Annotated in this window: 18 protein-coding genes; 9 read left to right on the forward strand and 9 right to left on the reverse strand. The window is 52.4% G+C overall.

The window, feature by feature from the left end; translation table 11 throughout:
• Positions 1-37: 37 nt before the first annotated feature.
• The 4 genes from AC1W8Y_RS04385 to AC1W8Y_RS04400 all read left to right on the forward strand — a co-directional run bounded on the left by AC1W8Y_RS04385 (position 38) and on the right by AC1W8Y_RS04400 (position 4,226).
• The gene (locus tag AC1W8Y_RS04385) at positions 38-1,870 is read left to right on the forward strand and encodes a M14 family metallopeptidase (protein WP_482013251.1); all 1,833 of its coding nucleotides are present in this window, start codon (positions 38-40) and stop codon (positions 1,868-1,870) included.
• Positions 1,867-2,484 (forward strand): LysE family translocator, encoded by a 618-nt coding sequence (locus tag AC1W8Y_RS04390; protein ID WP_482013252.1) that lies wholly within the window; start codon positions 1,867-1,869, stop codon positions 2,482-2,484. The genes AC1W8Y_RS04385 and AC1W8Y_RS04390 overlap by 4 nt, the downstream gene beginning before the upstream one ends.
• A gap of 100 nt (positions 2,485-2,584) precedes the next feature.
• The gene (locus tag AC1W8Y_RS04395) at positions 2,585-3,844 is read left to right on the forward strand and encodes a DNA recombination protein RmuC (protein ID WP_482013253.1); all 1,260 of its coding nucleotides are present in this window, start codon (positions 2,585-2,587) and stop codon (positions 3,842-3,844) included.
• A 64-nt stretch (positions 3,845-3,908) separates the two neighbouring features.
• Positions 3,909-4,226 (forward strand): NIPSNAP family protein, encoded by a 318-nt coding sequence (locus AC1W8Y_RS04400; protein ID WP_482013254.1) that lies wholly within the window; start codon positions 3,909-3,911, stop codon positions 4,224-4,226.
• 14 nt (positions 4,227-4,240) lie between these two features.
• Here AC1W8Y_RS04400 and xth read toward each other — a convergent pair whose 3' ends face one another.
• The 3 genes from xth to AC1W8Y_RS04415 all read right to left on the reverse strand — a co-directional run bounded on the left by xth (position 4,241) and on the right by AC1W8Y_RS04415 (position 7,439).
• Positions 4,241-5,017: an exodeoxyribonuclease III gene (gene xth, locus AC1W8Y_RS04405; protein ID WP_482013255.1), complete on the reverse strand. Its 777-nt coding sequence runs from the start codon at positions 5,015-5,017 to the stop codon at positions 4,241-4,243.
• Between the two features lie 65 nt (positions 5,018-5,082).
• The gene (gene alr, locus AC1W8Y_RS04410) at positions 5,083-6,147 is read right to left on the reverse strand and encodes an alanine racemase (protein WP_482013256.1); all 1,065 of its coding nucleotides are present in this window, start codon (positions 6,145-6,147) and stop codon (positions 5,083-5,085) included.
• Positions 6,144-7,439, reverse strand: coding sequence for a D-amino acid dehydrogenase (locus AC1W8Y_RS04415; protein WP_482013257.1), 1,296 nt, complete (start codon positions 7,437-7,439; stop codon positions 6,144-6,146). The genes alr and AC1W8Y_RS04415 overlap by 4 nt, the downstream gene beginning before the upstream one ends.
• Before the next feature lie 365 nt (positions 7,440-7,804).
• On the opposite strand from AC1W8Y_RS04415, the gene AC1W8Y_RS04420 reads away from it, so the two are divergent.
• The gene (locus AC1W8Y_RS04420; protein ID WP_028816786.1) at positions 7,805-8,008 is read left to right on the forward strand and encodes a cold-shock protein; all 204 of its coding nucleotides are present in this window, start codon (positions 7,805-7,807) and stop codon (positions 8,006-8,008) included.
• 103 nt (positions 8,009-8,111) lie between these two features.
• Positions 8,112-8,699: a nitroreductase family protein gene (locus AC1W8Y_RS04425; protein ID WP_482013258.1), complete on the forward strand. Its 588-nt coding sequence runs from the start codon at positions 8,112-8,114 to the stop codon at positions 8,697-8,699.
• Here AC1W8Y_RS04425 and AC1W8Y_RS04430 read toward each other — a convergent pair.
• Complete coding sequence (locus AC1W8Y_RS04430) at positions 8,696-11,032, reverse strand: heavy metal translocating P-type ATPase (protein ID WP_482013259.1); 2,337 nt, start codon at positions 11,030-11,032, stop codon at positions 8,696-8,698. The two genes, AC1W8Y_RS04425 and AC1W8Y_RS04430, sit on opposite strands and share 4 nt — an antisense overlap.
• An 85-nt stretch (positions 11,033-11,117) precedes the next feature.
• Between AC1W8Y_RS04430 and AC1W8Y_RS04435 the strand changes: the two genes are divergently transcribed.
• From AC1W8Y_RS04435 to AC1W8Y_RS04445, 3 genes are all read left to right on the forward strand, one after another.
• On the forward strand, positions 11,118-11,336 hold the full coding sequence (locus tag AC1W8Y_RS04435) for a heavy-metal-associated domain-containing protein (RefSeq protein ID WP_482013260.1): 219 nt from the start codon (positions 11,118-11,120) through the stop codon (positions 11,334-11,336).
• 153 nt (positions 11,337-11,489) lie between these two features.
• A complete protein-coding gene (locus AC1W8Y_RS04440; RefSeq protein WP_482013261.1) occupies positions 11,490-12,224 on the forward strand; it encodes a glutathione peroxidase in 735 nt (244 codons plus the stop codon).
• 86 nt (positions 12,225-12,310) lie between these two features.
• Positions 12,311-13,735: a dihydrolipoyl dehydrogenase gene (locus tag AC1W8Y_RS04445; protein WP_482013262.1), complete on the forward strand. Its 1,425-nt coding sequence runs from the start codon at positions 12,311-12,313 to the stop codon at positions 13,733-13,735.
• 6 nt (positions 13,736-13,741) lie between these two features.
• Here the strand turns inward: AC1W8Y_RS04445 and AC1W8Y_RS04450 are convergent, their stop codons facing one another.
• From AC1W8Y_RS04450 to AC1W8Y_RS04470, 5 genes are all read right to left on the reverse strand, one after another.
• Complete coding sequence (locus AC1W8Y_RS04450) at positions 13,742-14,311, reverse strand: SCO family protein (protein WP_482013334.1); 570 nt, start codon at positions 14,309-14,311, stop codon at positions 13,742-13,744.
• A gap of 92 nt (positions 14,312-14,403) precedes the next feature.
• Positions 14,404-16,482, reverse strand: a complete 2,079-nt coding sequence (locus AC1W8Y_RS04455; protein ID WP_482013263.1) for a M3 family metallopeptidase — start codon at positions 16,480-16,482, stop codon at positions 14,404-14,406.
• Between the two features lie 84 nt (positions 16,483-16,566).
• Positions 16,567-17,424: a bifunctional methylenetetrahydrofolate dehydrogenase/methenyltetrahydrofolate cyclohydrolase FolD gene (folD, locus tag AC1W8Y_RS04460; protein WP_482013264.1), complete on the reverse strand. Its 858-nt coding sequence runs from the start codon at positions 17,422-17,424 to the stop codon at positions 16,567-16,569.
• On the reverse strand, positions 17,421-18,047 hold the full coding sequence (locus AC1W8Y_RS04465) for a response regulator transcription factor (protein WP_482013265.1): 627 nt from the start codon (positions 18,045-18,047) through the stop codon (positions 17,421-17,423). The genes folD and AC1W8Y_RS04465 overlap by 4 nt, the downstream gene beginning before the upstream one ends.
• Positions 18,044-19,801, reverse strand: coding sequence for a PAS domain-containing sensor histidine kinase (locus tag AC1W8Y_RS04470; RefSeq protein WP_482013266.1), 1,758 nt, complete (start codon positions 19,799-19,801; stop codon positions 18,044-18,046). Before AC1W8Y_RS04470 ends, AC1W8Y_RS04465 begins: the two co-directional genes overlap by 4 nt.
• Positions 19,802-19,985: the final 184 nt, after the last annotated feature.

Consider the following 19,985-nt stretch of genomic DNA (forward strand, 5'->3'; position numbering starts at 1 on the left):
TACGAGGCAACCAAGAGGCAACAATGAGCCAACAGCGATGAACCCCGCGACCGATTCAGTCATTTACCAACAAGCCATCCCGGTGACAGGGTTGGCGCTGGTTGAGCGCATTGAGCAAGACTTGTCGGCTTGGCAGGGTAAGGCCATTGAGCTGTGGTTGTTTCAAGGATTCGCCGCGAGACAAGTCTTAGTAGATCGATTCGAGGCACTTGGCATCCCGGCGGTCATTCGAAGCGCCTACAAACCCCTCGTCCATTGGTTCGCTGAAGAAGTGCTTCCCTCAGGTCTCGCGCAAAATCTGATCGAAATTGAAATCAGTTACCCCGTCGATCCCTCAACGGATGCGTTACGGTTTTTGTCTGAGGCTTACCCTCTCGACTTGCTCTGTCGCGACACGCCTATTCGATGGCGGGCCCAAGCGCCCAGCGAAGTGCATGAATACCACGTCGCGCTTTTTTTCGACGACGGGACGAACCAAACGTTTACGGTCTTTGCACCGAACGACAGCTTTGACGACCATCTGGGCCAACCGACGCTTGCACCGACGGGCTATTTAAAGGTATTCGACAAAACCACTGAACAGCTGCTACAAGCCCAATGTCTGCAAACCGAGATTCAGCAGGCTTATCGGTCGGTCATGCAAGCGATTCAAGATCAGCCCTGGGGGCAGCAAGAGCCTTATTTTGAACGCCTGCATATCCGCATTGATTTGCCCGGCAATGAGTTGATCAGTGCATCTGGGGATTTTCTGGCCAGTACCTATGAAGCGCTGCACGAAGATCTGTATTTCTCGGTGCTTGAGTTCTTTCAGCATTACTCAGGCAGACCGAGAGGCGATAGAGGCTTGCAACCAGGGCAAATCGTCTCTGATATTAGAGCCCTCGAAGGGGGGCATGCAGACACCGTTTCGATTCTCGTGACACGCGTAGATCAGCAACAATTGCTGACGCCGCTGGTGGTCATGCCGGTCGCGACGCCTCAAGCGTCTGCGAGCGAGTCAATTGAAACCGCCAACGCAGCGTTAACGCATCGTCAGGTGGATCTGGCACTTGAGCAAATAGCAGGTGACGCCTTTGCGTTTGAGTCGTGGCAAGGGCGCACGCTTAGAGGCAAACACCGCGCTGGGTCGCTTCCTGGCATCGTCGTCACCGGAGGACAGCATGCCAATGAGTCTACTGGCATCGTCGGGGCCTTGCGCGGTGCCCAGTGGCTTGAGCGTGTCGCAGAGGCGAACTTTGCCGTGGTGCCGCTAGAGAATCCCGATGGTTATCAACTGTTTCATGAATATTGCCATCTTCACCCACGACACATGAACCATGCAGCGAGATATACGGCTCTCGGAGATGACCAAGAGTATCGCGAGAAAGCACCTTGGTATGAGCGGCAAGGGCGGATGCACGCGCTGAAAGTCACTGACGCACAACTGCACTTGAGTTTGCATGGTTATCCTGCCCATGAGTGGACTCGACCTTTCAGCGGCTATTTGCCCCGAGGTTTCGAGCTTTGGAGTGTGCCGAAAGGGTTTTTCTTAATTGTCCGGTATCGCGAGGGTTGGCAAGAAAAAGCTGCCGTGATGCTTGAGCGGCTGGTACTTGGGTTAGCCAATATGCCTGGTTTGTCGGCTTATAACGCCGACCAGTTAGCGAGATACGAGACTTATGCTGGCAAAGTCCCCTTTGACATCAAGCATGGCATCCCCTGTCTGTTTCTGCCAAACGATCAGCAGACGCCAGGGGTCGTGATTGTGACTGAAATCCCCGATGAAACGATTGAGGGCGAAGCGTTCACTTTTGCACATCAAGTGCATACCGAGACCGTCAAACTGGCCAGCACGATTTGGTGGCAATTGATGTCGGATCCCACACCATGATTTTGACGTTTCTGCTTGCAAGTATTGTGTTGGCCGTCACCCCAGGTCCTGGGGTTTTTTATGTCATTACTAGAACCCTGTCCCAAGGCAGGCGTGGTGGGCTTGTCTCAGTTGCGGGCGTGGCAGTGGGTAATTTAGGTAACGCCATTTTCGCTTCGTTTTTATTAGCTGGCATTTTCGCGATGTCTTCATGGGCCTTCATCGTGATCAAGTACGTGGGCGCAGCCTATCTCGTTTATATGGGTCTTGTCGCTTGGTTGAATCATGATCCAGCTGAGGCAGCCGCAAGTTTCAAACAACAGTCAGATCAGCAAATTTTCAAAGACGGATTTCTAGTCGCACTTTTAAATCCTAAGACCACCGTTTTTTACACCGCTTTTTTGCCACAGTTTTTGCAGGATCATGACCATGTGATAGGTCAAACTATCCTGCTGGGCTTTATTTTTGTGATCACTGCAGCGCTCACGGATGCGAGCTATGTGTTGCTGGCAAATAAGATCAAGCCTGATTTTGCCTCGTCGCAGCGAGGCCGAACCATTGGCCGATACATAACAGGGGGGGCTTTTGTCGCCTTGGGTCTGTTCACTGCTTTTGTTGATTTGAATGTTGGCTAATCTAAGGCCAAGCAGTAAGGCCAAGCAGTAAAGCGCCATCACGCGACGAGCCACTCAGTAAACTATCACTAAATCACACTGTTTTTATTTGCCAAACTATATGAACTTACTTGATCTGCTCTTTCTTGCTGTGGGCTTGATTTTCGGTGCAGGATTCACCTGGGTGATTGTTAATGGCCGTATCACGGCTAACGTGAAAATTGCAGAAGCAACCATCCGTGCAGCGTTGAGCGGTGAGGTCATTCGGTTAACCAGTCAGCTCGATGCCGAACGTAAGCAGTTCGAGTTTGAGCGCACTCAAGCCGAAAAAAATCTGACGTTTTTGCAAGAGGCTAAAGATGACATGTCTAACCGCTTCAAAACACTCGCGCAAGAGATTCTTGAAGACAAGTCGCAACGATTTACCGAGCAGAATAAAACGAACATCGGGCAAATTCTTGAGCCACTGCAAACCAAGCTTAAAGATTTCCAAGAGCAGGTGCAAAAGTCATACGTTGACGAGAATGTTCAACGCGGTGCCTTGGCTGCTCAAGTACGCGAGCTAATGGCAATGAACAAACAGCTCAGTGACGAGGCTCAAAATCTGACCAACGCACTGAAGGGATCCAACAAAACTCAAGGTAACTGGGGTGAAATGATTCTTGCTCGTGTGCTTGAGAACTCTGGTCTGCGCAAAGGTTATGAGTATGACGCACAGCAAAGCCATACGCTTGAGGACGGGAGTCGCCTGCAGCCCGATGTCGTGATCCATTTGCCTGAAGACCGTCATCTGGTGGTGGATGCCAAGGTGTCTTTGACTGCCTACGAGAAGTATGCCTTGGCGGCAGATGATAGAGATCGTGAGGCCACCGCTAAGCTGCATCTGGATTCTGTTCGTGCGCACATCAAAGGCCTGTCACCTAAGAATTATCAAGACTTGTATCAATTGAAGTCACTTGATTTTGTCTTGATGTTTATCCCAATTGAACCCGCCTTTATGCTAGCCGTCACCCACGACAGCGAACTGTTCATGGACGCGTGGGAAAAGAATGTATTGTTGGTAAGCCCATCGACTTTACTGTTTGTGGTTCGCACGGTTGCCCATCTGTGGCGACAACAAGAGCAGAGTGCTAATGCACAGGATATCGCTAAACAAGGCGCTGTGCTTTACGACAAATTCACCGCTTTTGCTGCTGATCTGGAAAAAATCGGTGATCGAATTAAGCAGACTCAAGCTAGCTACGAGTCAGCGCACACGAAACTGACAGGCAGAGGTTCTTTGGTTTATCAGGCACAGAAACTCCAGCAATTAGGCGTCAAACCGACGAAGTCAATGCCTGCTGGCTTATTGCACGAGACTGATCACAATCCTCTTGAGTGATCAGCCATGGTTGGGGTAATCTAAATTAGCCAAAATCATGCATGAAAAAAAAGGGGACATCAACATGGCTATTTACGAATTACGCACTTACAGTGTTGTGGTCGGCAAAATGGGTGAAGTGACCGAGCTATACAAATCACTGGGTTGGCCGGCGTTGTCAAAGCATCCGCAAAAGCTGGTCGGCTATTTCACCGGCGATGTTGGGGCCATCAACGAAGTCATTCATCTCTGGAAGTTCGATGACGATGCAGATCGCCGCAGTTTCTGGAACGGTGTTTTCGGTGATGATCAGTTCATGGCTTTTGCAAAGCAACTGCGCCCTTTGCTCAAGCATCAAGAAAACAAATTAATGCTGGCGGCGCCCTGGGGCCCGCATCCCTGAGCTGTTTTTTTGAATCAAGCTAAGGTAGCGATGACGGGGGTGTGATCAGAAGGTTGCTCGTTCGCCCGAGGGGCCTTATCAATGATGCATGCCGTGCAGCGTTTGACCAGTTCTTTTGACAGCAAGACGTGATCTATGCGCACGCCCGCATTGCGCTTAAAACCGTTCATACGGTAATCCCACCAGCTAAACGATTTCGGCGCTTGCTCAAACAGTCTGAATGAATCCGTTAACCCCAGGTCGATCAGCGCGTTGAATGCGTCACGCTCGGGTGCTGACACCAATACTTGACCCACCCACTTAGCGGGATCGTGGACGTCTTCGTCAGCCGGTGCCACGTTGTAGTCGCCTAGCACCGCAAGGTGCTCGTGTCGTTCGATTTCTTCTGCAAGCCAGATTTTAAAGGCGGCGTACCAGGCAAGCTTATACTGATATTTGTCGCTGTCCAGCGATTGACCGTTGGGGCAGTAGGCACTGATCACACGTATCGTTGACTGACCAAAGGGCAGGGTGGTCGCAATCACCCGTTGCTGGTGGTCGTCATAGCCGGGGATATTTTTCACAATGCCACTGCCTGGTACCTTGGATAAGATGGCGACCCCGTTATACGTCTTTTGCCCGGCCCAGTCTGCGTGATAACCGATATCGGTGAACGCCTGCAGCGGAAACTTATCCTGATCGAGCTTTAACTCTTGCAAGCACAGGGCATCGACAGGATTGGCAGACAGCCAATCCAGCACCTGCGGTAGACGGACTTTAAGGGAGTTGACGTTCCAGGTAGCGAGTTGCATAAGCGATTCTTTTTGAGCAAATATCGTATAAGTTTAGACGCGATTAAGCCTCGCCGACTCTTCGCTCACCGATACACCCGCGCGACACGTTTCAAATTGCACAGCAACTCGTAAGAGATCGTGCCAGCCAGCTGAGCGACTTGATTGATGTCAATCTGAGTGCCCCACAGTTCAACACTGCTACCAATTCTGGCCTCTGGCAGATCGGTCAGATCTACGGTCAACATATCCATCGACACTCGGCCGATGAGCTGTGTCAATCTGCCATCCACCGACACGGGTGTGCCATTGGGGGCGCCGCGGGGGTAGCCGTCCGCGTAACCGATCGCGACCAACCCCACCCGAGTGGGCCGGCTGGCAATGAACGTTGCCCCGTAACCAACGGGCTCGCCAGCGGCGATGTTGCGCACGGCAAAAATCTCACTTCTCAGTGTCATGACGGGTGTTAAACCGTGGTCAGCGTGTGGCATGGGGTCAGCGCCATACATCATGATGCCTGCGCGAGCCCAATCGCGTCTGGCGGCGGGCCAAGCCAACACCCCACCCGAGTTGCAGAGGCTTCGATCGCCAGGCAGACCTTCAGTGGCACGATCAAAGGCCGCAATCTGCCTTGCTGTCGTGTCACTGTCTGGCTCATCGGATCGTGCGAAGTGTGTCATCAGTGTCATTGAGGCAACTGCAGCACAGCTTTCGATACGACGATAAACTGCCTCGACATTCTCGAGCGCGAAACCTGCTCTGTGCATACCCGAGTCGACCTTTAACCAAACGTGCAAATGATGAGCAGGTAAACGTGACGCTTCTAGCAGCTCGATTTGACTGTTTTGGTGAATGACCGTCCAGATGTGTTGGTCAGCCATGCGCTGAAGATCGTCAGCATCAAAGAAACCTTCCATGACCAGAATAGGGGAATCGATGCCAGCTGCCCTCAGTTCAAACGCCTCTTCAGGGATGGCCACAGCAAAGCCATCGGCAACCTCTCGCAGGCATTTGGCGCAAGCAACCGCACCATGCCCATAGGCATTTGCTTTGACCACGGCCAGCGCCCGACCACCATGCAACCGACGGGCGACCAGATAGTTATTTCGCAGGGCTGTCAGGTCGATGTGCGCTTGAGAGGGACGGGTCATGCATGCACCGGTTGTTGTTTATACGAATGAGCCGATTGCGCGTTGGTGTAGCGATCAATGGCGAGGCCATCAATGCGAATCTCAGGTTGCCGCTGCGTCATGATGTCTGCGACCAGTTTGCCGGATCCGCATGCCATGGTCCAACCCAGCGTCCCATGCCCGGTGTTGAGGTATAAATTACTGAAACCTGTTGCCCCGATCACCGGGGTGCTATCGGGGGTCATGGGGCGCAGCCCTGTCCAGAAACTCGCGCGGCGACTGTCTGCACCGGGGAAGAGTTCGTTGACGACTTTCTCAAGTGTTGCTCTGCGCCGTGGGTTGAGTCGCAAGTCAAAACCACCTAGCTCTGCCATGCCACCGACCCGCACGCGTTGGTCAAAACGGGTGACTGCGACTTTGTAAGTCTCATCCAAGATGGTCGATTGAGGGGCTCGCGATTCGTCGATGATAGGCGCAGTCAACGAATAGCCTTTGACTGGATAAACCGGAAGCTTGATACCCAGGGGTAACAGCATATGCCGTGAGTAACTTCCCATGGCCATCACGTATTGATCGGCTCGTTGCACGACCCCATCAACCACAACCCCATTGATCTGATTGCCCATGGTCTGTAACTGCTGGATATTGCGGCCATAAACAAACTGAACCCCCAGTTCGCGCGCCATGTCTGCCAGTTTGTTGGTGAACAAATGGCAATCGCCGGTCTCGTCATGTGGCAAGTGCAAGCCCCCAGCGAGCGGCACCTTGGCAAACGCCAAGCCAGGTTCGACTTGCGACAATTGCTGACCGGTTAGCAGTTGGTGAGGCACCCCCAGTTCACTGAGCACTTTCATGTCTAGCTTGACAGCCTCAAGCTGGGCATCCGTGCGAAAGACCTGTAACGTGCCACCCGTGCGCTGCTCGTATTGAATACCCGTGGCTGCCCGCAAGGCTTGCAGGCAGTGCCTGCTGTATTCGGCGACGCGCATCATGCGCTCTTTGTTGACTTCGTAATGCGCGGGATTACAGTGGCTCAGCATGCTGAGCATCCACCTGAGTTGCCATAGGTTGCCATCCAGACGGATCGCCAGCGGGGCGTGCTTTTGAAACATCCATTTCAGGGCTTTGAAAGGGATGCCAGGTGCCGCCCACGGGGTCGCATAGCCAGGTGATATTTGCCCCGCATTGGCAAAGCTGGTTTCTTCTGCCGGCCCCCGTTGACGATCAAAAACCGTGACGTCAGCGCCCGCTTGCGCTAAATAGTACGCCGTCGTGGTACCAACGACCCCAGCGCCTAAAATGATGACTTTCATGGTGTTTCTCCTCACCCAAATGGATATAGAGAGTGTAGGGAAACTTACCTAGTGAATTTTTCTAAATTGCATTGGTAAATGCTAAGGGATCCATTTTTTGCTCGGTACAAACGCGTTTTGACAGCGGAAAAAGCAACAAAACCGTCAAATCATCCATATTTCGGTTCTTTTGTGAAAATAAATGCAGAATCAATTGACTCATGTCATCTTCCCCCCTAAACTAAATATGCAAGATTTTCAAGCGACGTGGTTTTTGTCCCAGATCTGTCGCCCTTAGTGGTAATACATATTGGCTATCCCTTCCTTGACCATCTAGCACGTTGGGCGTTTATTTGCCCGTTTTTTTACTTATCAAGGAAGTTTAAATGGCAACTGGTGTCGTTAAGTGGTTCAACGCCGAAAAAGGTTATGGTTTCATCATGCCTGATGGCGGCGGCAAAGATCTGTTCGCTCACTACTCAGAAATTCGTTCAAGTGGTTATAAAACCCTTGAAGAAAATCAAAAAGTCAGCTTTGAAATCGGCCAGGGCGCTAAAGGCCCTAGCGCGACTAACATTCAAGTGCTGTAATTTTGATTTAAATTGCTGGTCTGCCTAGCAGATCGGCGATGACTGGCCCAGCCTCACCCCGGTGTCGCTGGGTTTTTTAATGCTTAGAAATTGGATGTGCTCAATGACTGACTCAACGATGGCGCCGATTGACTGTTTAACTCACCGGCGTTCGCAAAAATTGGTGACCGCGCCGGCGCCGACCGATGATCAGCTGCAGCAGATCTTGCAAACAGCGATGTGCGCCCCGGATCACGCCGCCTTACGGGTTTGGCGCTTTGTCCTGATTAAGCAGCCGCAGGTCGGCGCGCTAACAGACCTTGCCATTGGTGCAACTCGTCGATCGGGGCGTGATATTACCCCAGAGAAAGAACAGAACATGCGCAAGTGGCTGGCGGACGTTCCCTTGCTGATCGGCCTAGCCTACAAAGTCTCTCACGACAATGATAAGGTGCCAGAGATCGAGCAAACCTTGTCGATGGGGGCCGCCGTCATGAATATCCAGAATGCGGCTCACATGTTGGGTTTCGCTTCTTACTGGAGCACCGGGCTCGGCACTTACACCGACGAGGTGCCTGAGGCTTTGGGTTTTGATACTTTAGATTATCGATTTGTTGGCTTTTTAGCCATAGGCACGCCCAAAGTGAAATTGCCCGCCGCGCAGCGTCCCGATCCCATGACCATGACACATAGCTGGGCTGGTACGACTTAGCTCGCAGGCTTTCCAGACATGGTTTCTTCGCTTGATGTTTTAAACCTTTTAAGACGCAGCGCGTTGGTAACCACAAAGACACTCGAGCTGGCCATGGCTGCGGCTGCAAACATCGGCGACAGGGCGATTCCAAAATGCGGGTAAAGAACACCTGCGGCGATAGGGATTAACGCCACGTTATAGCCAAAGGCCCAGCCCAAATTCTGCTTGATGTTGCGCATGGTCGCTCGCGAGATGGCAATCGCGGTCACCACGCCAGACAATTGGCCTGACATCAATACAACCGAGGCAGACTCAATCGCCACGTCGGTGCCTGTGCCAATCGCGATCCCGACGTCTGCTGTTGCCAGGGCAGGGGCGTCGTTAATTCCGTCGCCGACAAAGGCCAGCACTTTGCCTGACTCACGGATAGTCCTCAAGGCCAAGGCTTTGCCCTCTGGCAAGATCTGCGCTCGGACATCGTTGATCCCAAGTACACCAGCGATGGCCTGTGCCGTTAATTCATTATCACCAGTAATCATGACAGGTGTCAGCCCCCAACGGATCAGCTGGTCGATCGCCCGTTTTGCGTCTGGTTTGATCTCATCGGCGACGGCCATGACTGCCGCGATTTGGTTGTCAACTGCCAAGTAGATCGGTGTTTTTCCGGCACGAGCGAACTCAGTGGTTTGCGCCTCGGCATGACTGATGTCTATGCCTCGCGCTTGCATGAGGCTTGCCGCCCCACAAAGCAAGGCGTGCTGAGCAACGGTGGCTTGCACGCCCATCCCACTGATGGCGGTTACCTCACGCGCAGCAGGTAAGAGTAACTGTTCACGCGTGGCCGCTTGGGTGATGGCGTACGCGATGGGATGCTCTGAATAGGTTTGCATCGCCGCTGCCCAAGCGAGCAACGAACGTCGGTCGTAAGCGGTCGAATTGACGACAAAGTCCGTTAGCACGGGTTTGCCCTCGGTGAGCGTGCCGGTTTTATCAAAGGCAACGACGCTGGCATCACAAAGCCGTTGAAGGGCGTCTCCTTGTCTGAACAGAACCCCCAACTCAGCGGCGCGGCCCGAGCCAACCATGATCGACGTGGGTGTTGCTAAGCCCATGGCGCATGGGCAAGCAATGATCAAGACGGCGACGGCGTGGATCAGTGCATTACCAAATAGGTGCTGAGGATCGAACGCAAGCCAGCTGATCAAGGTGGCTAAGGCGATCGCGATGACTGCGGGCACAAACCATAACGTGATGCGATCGACGATTACTTGAATGGGTAGCTTTGCTTCTTGCGCTTTTTCAACGAGGTGAATGATGCCAGCTAACACGGTATCGTTACCGGTGTGGGTTGCAACAAATGAAAAACTTGTCCTAGTATTGAGGGATCCACCGATCACCTTGTCGTGCATGCCACGCGACACGGGTAAGGGTTCCCCGGTCAACATGGATTCGTCTAAAAACGCTTGACCTTCACTGATCTTGCCATCGACAGGGATTTTTTCGCCTGGCTTGATCACCAGCGTGTCGCCGACTGCTATCTGCGCAATCGGGATTTCTAGTGGTTTGCCAGCGCGCATCACCGTCGCCGTGCGCGGTTGCAGGCCGATAAGATGTTCGATGGCAGCACCTGTTCGACCTTTTGCACGCATTTCGAGCAGACGTCCGAGCAGGATCAGCGTGACGATCACTGCTGCTGCTTCAAAATAAACAAACCGTGCATTGTCGGGAAGCCATTCAGGGAAGGCTGTCACCACGACTGAATAGCCCCACGCGCTTGCAGACCCGAGGGCCACCAATGCATTCATTTCAGGCGCCAAGCGAATCAGCGCGGGAATACCTTTGATAAAAAATACTCGGCCAGGCCAAACGAGTACCGCAGTCGTGAGCACGCCCTGTACCAGCCAATTTGTTCGATCGCCGAGATGCTCATGAAGCCACAGGTGCATCGCCGGTATGAGGTGGGCGCCCATGGCAAGGATAAATACCGGTAAGGTCAATATCAAAGCGATGATGAACGAACGTTGTAAAGCGTTTGCGTCGTCGTGCCTGGTTTGGGCGAGACGCTCGGTCGTCGGTTGATCTTGACTGATTGTTTTTGCGCTATACCCAGCAATAGTGATCAAGTTGATGGCATCGGCGACGGTGTCATGACTTTTGTCATCAACGCCACCTGTTGGCGTTTTCAGGATGATGTGAGCGCGTTCAGTCGCCAGGTTCACGGTCGCCGCTTGAATCTCTGGGCTGGCTTGCAACGCCTTTTCTACGCGCAAGACACAAGAGGCACAGGTCATCCCACCTATCGCCAAGTCGAACTCGCGAAGCGTCTGAGGTAATTCAGTGGCCGGTATCATTCGCTTGTCTCATTGAATTACCTTAACATCTCCATCATGCACGCTCAACCGGAGGGTGTAAATCGATTTGATGAGAGGTAAGATCATGATGACCTTAAACGTGGTTGATATGACCTGCGGGCACTGTGTCAAAACGATCATCCGTGCCATCCACGGGGTTGCACCAAATGCGCTCGTCTCATGTGATGTTCAAAGCAAGCTCGTGAAGATAGATGGCGAGTATGTAGAGAAAGACGTGCAAGCGGCCATCGCTGAGGCAGGATTTAATCCGCAAATGGTTGATTTAAAAAATAAAATGAATTAATAGTTTTTAACATTTATAAAAATAACATCAATAAATTTTAACTATTGATAGTTTAAATAAATACAATTATATTTTGTAATAGTTAATGATTATGATTCTTTCATGCCCGGTCGCAACGGTGCGGCAGGACCAATTCAATGAAAGGAAAGTACCATGTTGCAAAATAAAGAAGGTCAGCGAGTCCCCAATGTCACTTTTTCGGTGCGGGTAGATAATGAGTGGAAAAAAGTAACTTCGGCTGACGTATTTGCAGGTAAAACTGTCGTTTTGTTTGCGCTGCCCGGTGCCTTTACCCCAACCTGCTCCTCGACCCATTTGCCGCGCTATAACGAGCTGGCCTCCACCTTTGCTCAAGTCGGCGTTGACAGTGTTGTCTGCCTGTCGGTGAACGATACCTTTGTCATGAATGAATGGGCCAAAGATCAAGAGGCGGGCAATATTACGTTGTTGCCAGACGGTAACGGTGACTTCACTGCGGGCATGGGCATGCTGGTCGATAAAACGGATCTCGGGTTTGGTCGGCGCAGCTGGCGGTATTCGATGCTGGTCAAAGACGGTGTAGTGCAAAAGATGTTCATCGAACCTGAGAAAGACGGTGATCCGTTCGAGGTGTCAGACGCAGATACCATGCTTAACTACATCGATCCTGAGGCGAAAGCACCAGATCAAGTGGTCGTGTTTTCAAAGGTGGGATGCCAATTCTGCATTGAAGCGAAAGAAATTTTGAAGGCACAAGGGTACGATGCAATTGATATCCCGCTGGATCACAAAGTGAGAGCTAGGGTGATCGGCGCGTTGACAGGCTTAGGCACGGCACCCCAGATTTTCATCAACGGCGAGTACGTCGGCGGGTTGGATCAGCTCAAAGCGAAATTAAGCCTTCAGTAGTTAGCGCCATACGGATCGATAGCAGCACCCGTGGTGCCGGTATCGATCCCTTTTAAACGCATGGTTACGGATTCGGAGAACGGAAGATGAAATCTCTCAAAACAGATGTCGCGGTGATTGGCGCGGGTACAGCTGGGTTAGCAGCTTACCGAGCGGTGGTCGCGGCCGGTAAGTCGGCTATTTTGATTGAAGGCGGCCCACACGGTACGACGTGTGCTCGCGTGGGATGTATGCCCTCGAAGTTGCTGATTGCCGCAGCAGAGGCCGCGCACAGCGCCCAACACACGAGTCCATTTGGCGTTCATGTCGACGGTCCCGTGCGAATTGACGGACGTCAAGTCATGGATCGAGTCAAACGTGAACGGGATCGCTTTGTCGGCTTCGTGATTGAGGGCGTTGACAACATCCCTGCTCAGAACAAGCTCACGGGTTATGCAAAATTTATTGCCCCTGGCCGATTAATGATTGACGAACACACTGAGGTAACGGCTCAAAGCGTTGTGATTGCAACGGGTTCTAGCCCCGTGGTACCTGAAGCTTTTCAGGCACTTGGCGATCGGATTGTGCTAAACGACGACGTATTTGAGTGGGATGACTTGCCTAAACGGGTTGCTGTTTTTGGGCCAGGGGTCATCGGTCTCGAACTCGGTCAGGCGTTGGCTAGGCTCGGTGTGACCATCAGAGTCTTTGGGGCGAGTGGATCGCTCGGTGGGATGACGGATCCGGCGGTGCGTCTGGCCGCTAAAACGATTTTTCAGCAAGCGTTTTATATCGATCCAGAGGCACAGGTGCTTGAAACCAAACGTATGGGTGACGAGGTCGAAATTCGATATGTTGCCCTCGACAATACCGAAAAAACAGAGAGATTTGATTATGTGTTGATGGCGACTGGGCGTCGACCCAACGTGGCGAAATTGGGGCTGACACTGGCGGGTATTCAGGTGGAAAAGGGCGGAATCCCCGCCTTTAACCGAGAGACCATGCAGATCGGCCACACTGGGGTGTTTATCGCGGGCGATGTCAACGGCGATCTGCCGCTATTGCACGAAGCTGCCGATGAGGGCAAGATCGCTGGTATGAATGCTGCCAGTTATCCGTCTGTGACACCTGGCTTAAGAAGAGCGACCTTGGGGGTGGTCTTTTCAGATCCGCAGATTGCGTTGGTCGGTCGTTCGTACGCCAAACTCGCCGCCGATACCTTCGTGGTGGGCGAGGTCGATTTTTCTGATCAGGGTCGTTCGCGCGTGATGTTGAAAAACAAAGGCTTATTGCACGTTTACGCAGACGTCAACAGTCGCCAGTTTTTGGGGGCAGAAATGATTGGGCCGAGCGCAGAACACATTGGTCATTTGCTGGCCTGGGCGTTGCAGCAACGTTTGACCATTGAGCAAATGCTAGCAATGCCGTTCTATCATCCCGTCATCGAAGAGGGATTAAGAACGGCGCTTCGTGATGCGTCAGCAAAGCTCGATCAGGTGGGTGCTCAACACCAAGTCCATCAAGTCGCCTGACTTTTTTTAAGAATGGCTGGCCGACGACTTCGTCAATTTAAGCAGTTGACGAAGGTCTTTGGTCAGCGATTCGGTTTGCTCTGAGTCAGACGCTAGCAATCTTGCCCGGCCGGTGTTGTCAAACACAAAAACCCCGCGACTGTGCGTCACGTCGTAATTATTGGGGTCGTCGCCAGGTTTTGGTTTTTCGATTTGATAAGCGACGCGATAGCGACGCGCCAGATCTGCAACTTGTGCCTCGTCCCCAGTCAAACCAATGGCATTTTTGTTGAAGGCATCTACATAGGCCTGAAGCATGTCTGGTTTGTCACGATGCGGATCCACACTGATAAAGAGGATGCGTACTTCTTTCGCGTCATCCCCCAAGTCGTGAATGACTTGGCTGAGTTGAGCCATCGTCGTGGGGCAAATATCCGGGCAACTGGCATAACCAAAAAACAGCAAGACAGTTTTACCCTTCAGATCAGCTTGCGTCAGTGTCGTGTTGCCGGCTGCTTGAAGACTAAAGGTCAGATCTGGCAAGTGGCCTGATATGTCATACAGTGACCACTCGGGTGATTTCTCTGAACAGGCCATCAACGACAGAAATACCCCGGCGATCAGCCAGCGACCGATCGTCTTGAGTAATTTGATAAGCAGGTTCACAGGTGAGGGTCTCTGGGGCAGTGCTAGCTTGCGGCTCGTGCTTGATCCGTCATGCCGCTATGGCGAAGCAAGGCGTCAATACGGGCGTCACGCCCTCTGAACGCCTTGAAGGATGCTGCTGCTGAACGTAAACCCCCGACCGCCAGAATTTCTTTCTTGAAGCGTGCACCGGTAATGGGGTCTAGCGTGCCTTTTGACGCTGTCGCTGGGGTGCCGCTTGCGGCTTCTTCAAAAGCTTCATAGGCATCCGCCGACAGCACTTCTGCCCATTTATAGCTGTAGTAACCCGCACCGTAGCCGCCTGCAAAAAGATGCGAAAAACTATGAGAAAAACGATGCCAGGCAGGGGGGCGCAGGACGGCAACTTCTGATCTGACGTCTTCGAGCAGCGCCAGGACAGCAGAGATAGATAGCCCAGTTGCTTTGTTATGCATCAGTATGTCAAAGAGTGAGAACTCGATTTGACGAACCGTTTGTAATCCGCTTTGAAAGTTTCTTGCTGCGGTCATCTTGTCGAATAAAGCTTTTGGTATCGGTTCACCCGTGTCGACGTGAGCCGTCAATTGCTGCAAGACAGACCATTCCCAGCAAAAGTTTTCCATGAACTGTGAAGGCAATTCGATGGCGTCCCACTCAACGGCCGAGAACGCAGAGGCCCCAGGTTCATCGACTTCAGATAACAAGGCGTGCAGGGCATGACCACTTTCGTGAAAGAGAGTGATCACATCATCGTGAGTCCAGAGGGCAGGTCGGTCGCCCTGTGGCTTGGCAAAGTTGCAGGTCAGATTGATAATCGGTAATTCAATGTGATCACTGAATTTATGGCGAGCGCGTTCACTATCAACCCAGGCGCCGCCTTGTTTGCCTGTTCGTGCGTACAGGTCTAACAGTAAGTAACCGATTTTCACGCCTTGCTGGTTCAGAACTTCAACGCCACGAGCCTCTTCATGCCACGGGCTGAAGGTGATGGGATTCAGTTGCACTTCAAACAGTTTCTGGATGACATCAAACAACCCAGACAGCACACGAGGTTCGGTGAAATATTGTTTAACTTCATCTTCAGAATAGGCGTAGCGTGTTTCACGCAGGTGCTCAGACGCAAAGGGTACATCCCAAGGTTGCAGGTCCGTCAGGCCAAGCGTCTTGGCTGCGTAGTCGCGCAGTTCATCCAAATCGCGACTGGCGAAAGGTTTAGCGCGGGCAGCAAGTTCACGCAGAAATGCGATGACTTCTTCGTCAGACTTCGCCATGCGGGTTTGTAATCGCAGTTCGGCAAAGTGTTTGAAACCGAGTAATGCAGCCTCTTGTGCGCGCAGTTGCAGCGATTCTTCGATCAAGGTCGAATTATCAAAAGACGGATCACCAAATTCAGAAGCAACCGTGGCATAGGCCCTGTAAAGCGTACTTCGCAATTCGCGGTTTGTCGCGTACTGCATCAGTGGTAGGTAGCAGGGCATTTTAAGGGTGACCACCCAAGCCTGCTTTTCTGCGTTGAACAGTGAATCCAGCACGTCACTCGGCACCCCGTCCAACACGGTGACGTCGGTGACCACCAGTTCCCACTTATCTTTCGCATCCAGGACGTTTTCAGAGAATTTTTGAGACACCTGAGATTGTCGCTCAGCGTTGGCCCTATATTGACTGCGGGCTTCGCTCTTGAGTTCGACACCACTGAGTTTGAAATTGCGCAACGCCAGCGTAATGACTCTTTGCCGCGCGGCGTTCAGCAAATCGAATGCTGGGCTTGCCGCCATGCGTTGATACTGTTGGTAGAGGCCTTCGTGCAAGCCGACCCATGTCGAATATTCGGTGACAGGCCCGAGCATGGCGTTGTATGCATCTCTAAATTCAGGGGTATTGACGACAGCATTTAGGTGTCCTGCGATCGACCAGGCGCGCCAAAGCGGATCACATCCCTGATCCAGAGGCTCAACAATCGCCTGCCATGTTGCGGGTAAATCCGGGTTGGCTGCGTGAATCACTGCTTCGCGCGCTCGCACCAAATGCGCTTCGATTGCTTGTTTAATGTCATTCGGTGTGATCGAAGCATAATCGATCAGACCCTCTCCAAATGATGCAAGCGGATTGGTTCGGGTTGACATGTTGATCCTTTGTCGATGCTGGATGCGTACTGAAGCGTACTGGTTGAGTGCTTCAGAAGCGCCGTAAATATATCTTAAATTGTCTCAATGATTCGCAACGCTTCTTTCTGCTGCTTCAATCGTATTGACCAGTAACATGGCGACTGTCATGGGCCCCACGCCGCCGGGCACAGGGGTAACGGCAGCAGCAACTTCAAGCGCGCTTTCAAAATCGACATCGCCACATAATTTACCGTCAGCGCGACGGTTGATCCCGACATCTATGACCACCGCGCCAGGTTTGATCATCGCGCCAGTCACCGTGCTGGCACGACCTGTTGCCACTACCACGATGTCAGCGTGGCGTGTATGCCAACCGAGATCACGCGTCTTTGAATTACATAGGGTGACTGTCGCGCCTGCGGCCTGCAGTAACAACGCCATGGGCTTACCAACATTGTTGCTCGCACCGACCACGACAGCTACCGCGCCCCTGATCACAACGTTTTCAGATTCAAGCATTTTCATGACGCCGTAGGGTGTGCATGGCCGAAAGAGCGGCGCACCAGTCATGAGCAAGCCAGCGTTGCTGATATGAAAGCCATCGACGTCCTTTTGAGCGGAGATCGTTTCAATGACACGATGGGCATTAATATGTTTGGGCAGTGGTAACTGCACCAAGATGCCATGGATAGCAGGATCGTTATTCAATGCATGGATACGGCCAAGCAAATCTGCCTCGCTCATCGAATCATCGTATTGCTCAAACACAGAGTGCAAACCCGCTTTCTCGCAAGCAGAAACCTTGTTTCGCACGTAGACCTGTGAGGCTGGGTCTGCGCCCACAAGAATCACAGCAAGCCCGGGTTTGACGCCCTGTTCGGTCAGCGTGGTGGCGCGTATCGCAACATCCGTTTTAATCTTGTTGGCTAATGCGACACCATCAATGATTCTGCCCGTCATGCCACGCCTTCTGGTTTAGCCAACGCAACTTTCATCAAGTCTGCGACGGTCGTGACCTGGAGCTTTTCCATGATGTTGGCTCGGTGTGCTTCTACCGTTTTGATGCTGATGCCCAAGTCGTCAGCAATCTGCTTGTTCAATCGACCAGCAACGATACGTTCAAGAACTTGTTGCTCGCGGGCAGTCAGACGACCTAGCATCGCTTCGTGACTGCGTTTAGCTTGAGCCAACGAAAGCCGTTGGTTCGCTTGCTCGAACATGCGACTGACGATCTCGCGCAAATCCGTTTCGCTGAAGGGCTTTTCGAGAAAATCAACGGCGCCTTTTTTCATGGTCGAGACTGCCATGGGGACATCGCCGTGTCCCGTGATAAAGACGATCGGCATGCCTGACTTACGTGCAATCAATTGCTCTTGCAGCTCAAGACCGCTCATGCCCGGCATACGCACGTCAGCAATCAGCACACCCGCTTGTTGCTCGTCGTATTCGGTGAGAAAGGTTTCAGCGCTGGGATACGCGCGCACACGATAGTTGTTGGCCTCGAGCAGCCAACGCAGCGAGTCGCGCACAGCCTCGTCGTCATCTACGATATAGACGGTGCTGGCCACTTGGGGGATATTCATGCAGATAACTCCTCGGACGGGTAAGGCTCGTTTTTAGGGCTGTCAGGTTCAGCACACGGCAGTGTAAAGCAGAAGATAGTACCGCCTTGGGGGTTGTTTTCTGCCCACAAGCGACCGTGATGCGACTCGATGATGGTGCGACAGATATTAAGCCCCATCCCCAATCCCTCACTTTTGGTACTGAAAAAGGGTTCAAAGAGACGGTCCGGATCGACTAAACCATGACCGCGATCGATCACCGAGATCCGAATATATTCACCCTCGATCAGCAACTGAATCATCAACGTTTCAAGAGATGACTCTTCAGTTGCTTCAAGGCCGTTTTTAATTAGGTTCAGGAGCACTTGTTCGATCAAAATGGGGTCTGCCAGCACGTCGGGCAATTCTGACGGGATCTGGCATTCGATGCGCACATGTCGCTTGCGTGCGTGAATCTCGGCAAGGCTGATCGCATTGTCGACCACTTCTTGAACCTGGATGGGTTGTCGCCGTGGCTCACTGCGTTTAACAAAGTCACGGATCCGGCTAATGATTTTGCCAGCCCGTTCGGCTTGTGCGGCTGCCTTTTCGAGGGCTGGCAATAATTTGTTGAGATCGGCGTTACCCGATTTGAGCATGGCGACCGCACCCATGCTGTAGTTGCTGATTGCAGTTAATGGTTGATTGAGTTCATGAGCCAGCGACGAAGCCATTTCGCCCATGGTTGTCAGGCGACTGGTGAGTTGAATTTTCTCTTGTTGGATTCGTGACTCTTCCTCATGGCGGCGACGCTCGGTGATGTCTCGCGACACCTGCAGGCGTACTCGACGTCCGTCTGTCCAGGCCAGCATGCGGTGTTGTACTTCAAACCACCGTTGCACCGAGGCAGAGTAAACCTCGACCGATTCATCGGTGTAACGGCCTCGGCGACCTGCCAGCAGCTCTTCGTGGCCACTGGTCTGCGAGCCAAATAACCGGCGGTAAGTTCGATTGGCGAAGAGAAGCTCCATGCCGTCCGCGGTATCGGCAGACACTGAAATGGCGTCGTCCAGCCCTTCGAGGACGGTCATAAACCGCTCGTGTGCAGCGGTCAATGCTTCTCGGATTCGTTTAGGTTCGGTAATGTCGGTCATGGATGTCATCCAGCCGATTTGTACGCCCTTAGGATCGCGCAACGGTGACACATACATTCGAGCAGTAAACCGAGAGCCATCGCGTCGTTGGGTTTCGACTTCGATGCCACTGCTCGGGGTGCGCCCCGTGAGCATGTTGTTAAGCGTTTGCAGATGTAGTTCGTGGCGACCCGGCACCCAATAAGGGAAGGGTGGCAAACGACCAATGAGGTCGGCTTCGTTCCAACCAACCATGCGGCAAAACGAGGGATTCACATAGGCGATACGGCCGTGCATATCCAACACACGCATACCGGTTGACATCGAATCCTCCATGGCACGACGAAAGCCCGTCTCAGCAATCAGCGCTGCCTCGGCCTCTGAACGAAAACGGGTATAGCGCCAGAGCATCAGCAGGGCAATCACGATCACCACGGACAGGGCGCCCACGACCAACAGCAATCGGTTCTGCCGGGTCTCTTGATCAATCGTCACAAACATGACGCTGCCTTCATGCAGACGCTGCAGCCAGAAGAAGGCGGCCATCACGCAAGCATAAAGGCCCAGCACCAGCACAGGCGTGATCCAGTACCAGCGGCGATGCTTTAACCGCGGCTGGTCTTTGAAAGGCGCGGCGATGATGGTTTTTTGCTCTTGAGCCATGAGGGGTTTCTCGTCAGAACTGTAGTTTAAACGGGTTGGGCAAAAGCGATATATTTCATAATATGAAATTACATTCCGTAACATGAAATTTTACTTGCTGATTATCAATCTTGTACCTAGAATGCGCAAAAGTGCATTTTTGCCTTCGTGTAAAAATGTTTTAAGAATGTGTCCACAAGCCGAT

It is taken from the genome of Jezberella sp., from assembly GCF_964834465.1.

Bases quoted from the DNA above. Each gene is read 5' to 3' on its own strand.
- AC1W8Y_RS04385 (WP_482013251.1), top strand. From the start codon at position 38: ATGAACCCCGCGACCGATTCAGTCATTTACCAACAAGCCATCCCGGTG.
- AC1W8Y_RS04390 (WP_482013252.1), top strand. From the start codon at position 1,867: ATGATTTTGACGTTTCTGCTTGCAAGTATTGTGTTGGCCGTCACCCCA.
- AC1W8Y_RS04395 (WP_482013253.1), top strand. From the start codon at position 2,585: ATGAACTTACTTGATCTGCTCTTTCTTGCTGTGGGCTTGATTTTCGGT.
- AC1W8Y_RS04400 (WP_482013254.1), top strand. From the start codon at position 3,909: ATGGCTATTTACGAATTACGCACTTACAGTGTTGTGGTCGGCAAAATG.
- xth (WP_482013255.1), bottom strand. From the start codon at position 5,017: ATGCAACTCGCTACCTGGAACGTCAACTCCCTTAAAGTCCGTCTACCG.
- alr (WP_482013256.1), bottom strand. From the start codon at position 6,147: ATGACCCGTCCCTCTCAAGCGCACATCGACCTGACAGCCCTGCGAAAT.
- AC1W8Y_RS04415 (WP_482013257.1), bottom strand. From the start codon at position 7,439: ATGAAAGTCATCATTTTAGGCGCTGGGGTCGTTGGTACCACGACGGCG.
- AC1W8Y_RS04420 (WP_028816786.1), top strand. From the start codon at position 7,805: ATGGCAACTGGTGTCGTTAAGTGGTTCAACGCCGAAAAAGGTTATGGT.
- AC1W8Y_RS04425 (WP_482013258.1), top strand. From the start codon at position 8,112: ATGACTGACTCAACGATGGCGCCGATTGACTGTTTAACTCACCGGCGT.
- AC1W8Y_RS04430 (WP_482013259.1), bottom strand. From the start codon at position 11,032: ATGATACCGGCCACTGAATTACCTCAGACGCTTCGCGAGTTCGACTTG.
- AC1W8Y_RS04435 (WP_482013260.1), top strand. From the start codon at position 11,118: ATGATGACCTTAAACGTGGTTGATATGACCTGCGGGCACTGTGTCAAA.
- AC1W8Y_RS04440 (WP_482013261.1), top strand. From the start codon at position 11,490: ATGTTGCAAAATAAAGAAGGTCAGCGAGTCCCCAATGTCACTTTTTCG.
- AC1W8Y_RS04445 (WP_482013262.1), top strand. From the start codon at position 12,311: ATGAAATCTCTCAAAACAGATGTCGCGGTGATTGGCGCGGGTACAGCT.
- AC1W8Y_RS04450 (WP_482013334.1), bottom strand. From the start codon at position 14,311: ATGGCCTGTTCAGAGAAATCACCCGAGTGGTCACTGTATGACATATCA.
- AC1W8Y_RS04455 (WP_482013263.1), bottom strand. From the start codon at position 16,482: ATGTCAACCCGAACCAATCCGCTTGCATCATTTGGAGAGGGTCTGATC.
- folD (WP_482013264.1), bottom strand. From the start codon at position 17,424: ATGACGGGCAGAATCATTGATGGTGTCGCATTAGCCAACAAGATTAAA.
- AC1W8Y_RS04465 (WP_482013265.1), bottom strand. From the start codon at position 18,047: ATGAATATCCCCCAAGTGGCCAGCACCGTCTATATCGTAGATGACGAC.
- AC1W8Y_RS04470 (WP_482013266.1), bottom strand. From the start codon at position 19,801: ATGGCTCAAGAGCAAAAAACCATCATCGCCGCGCCTTTCAAAGACCAG.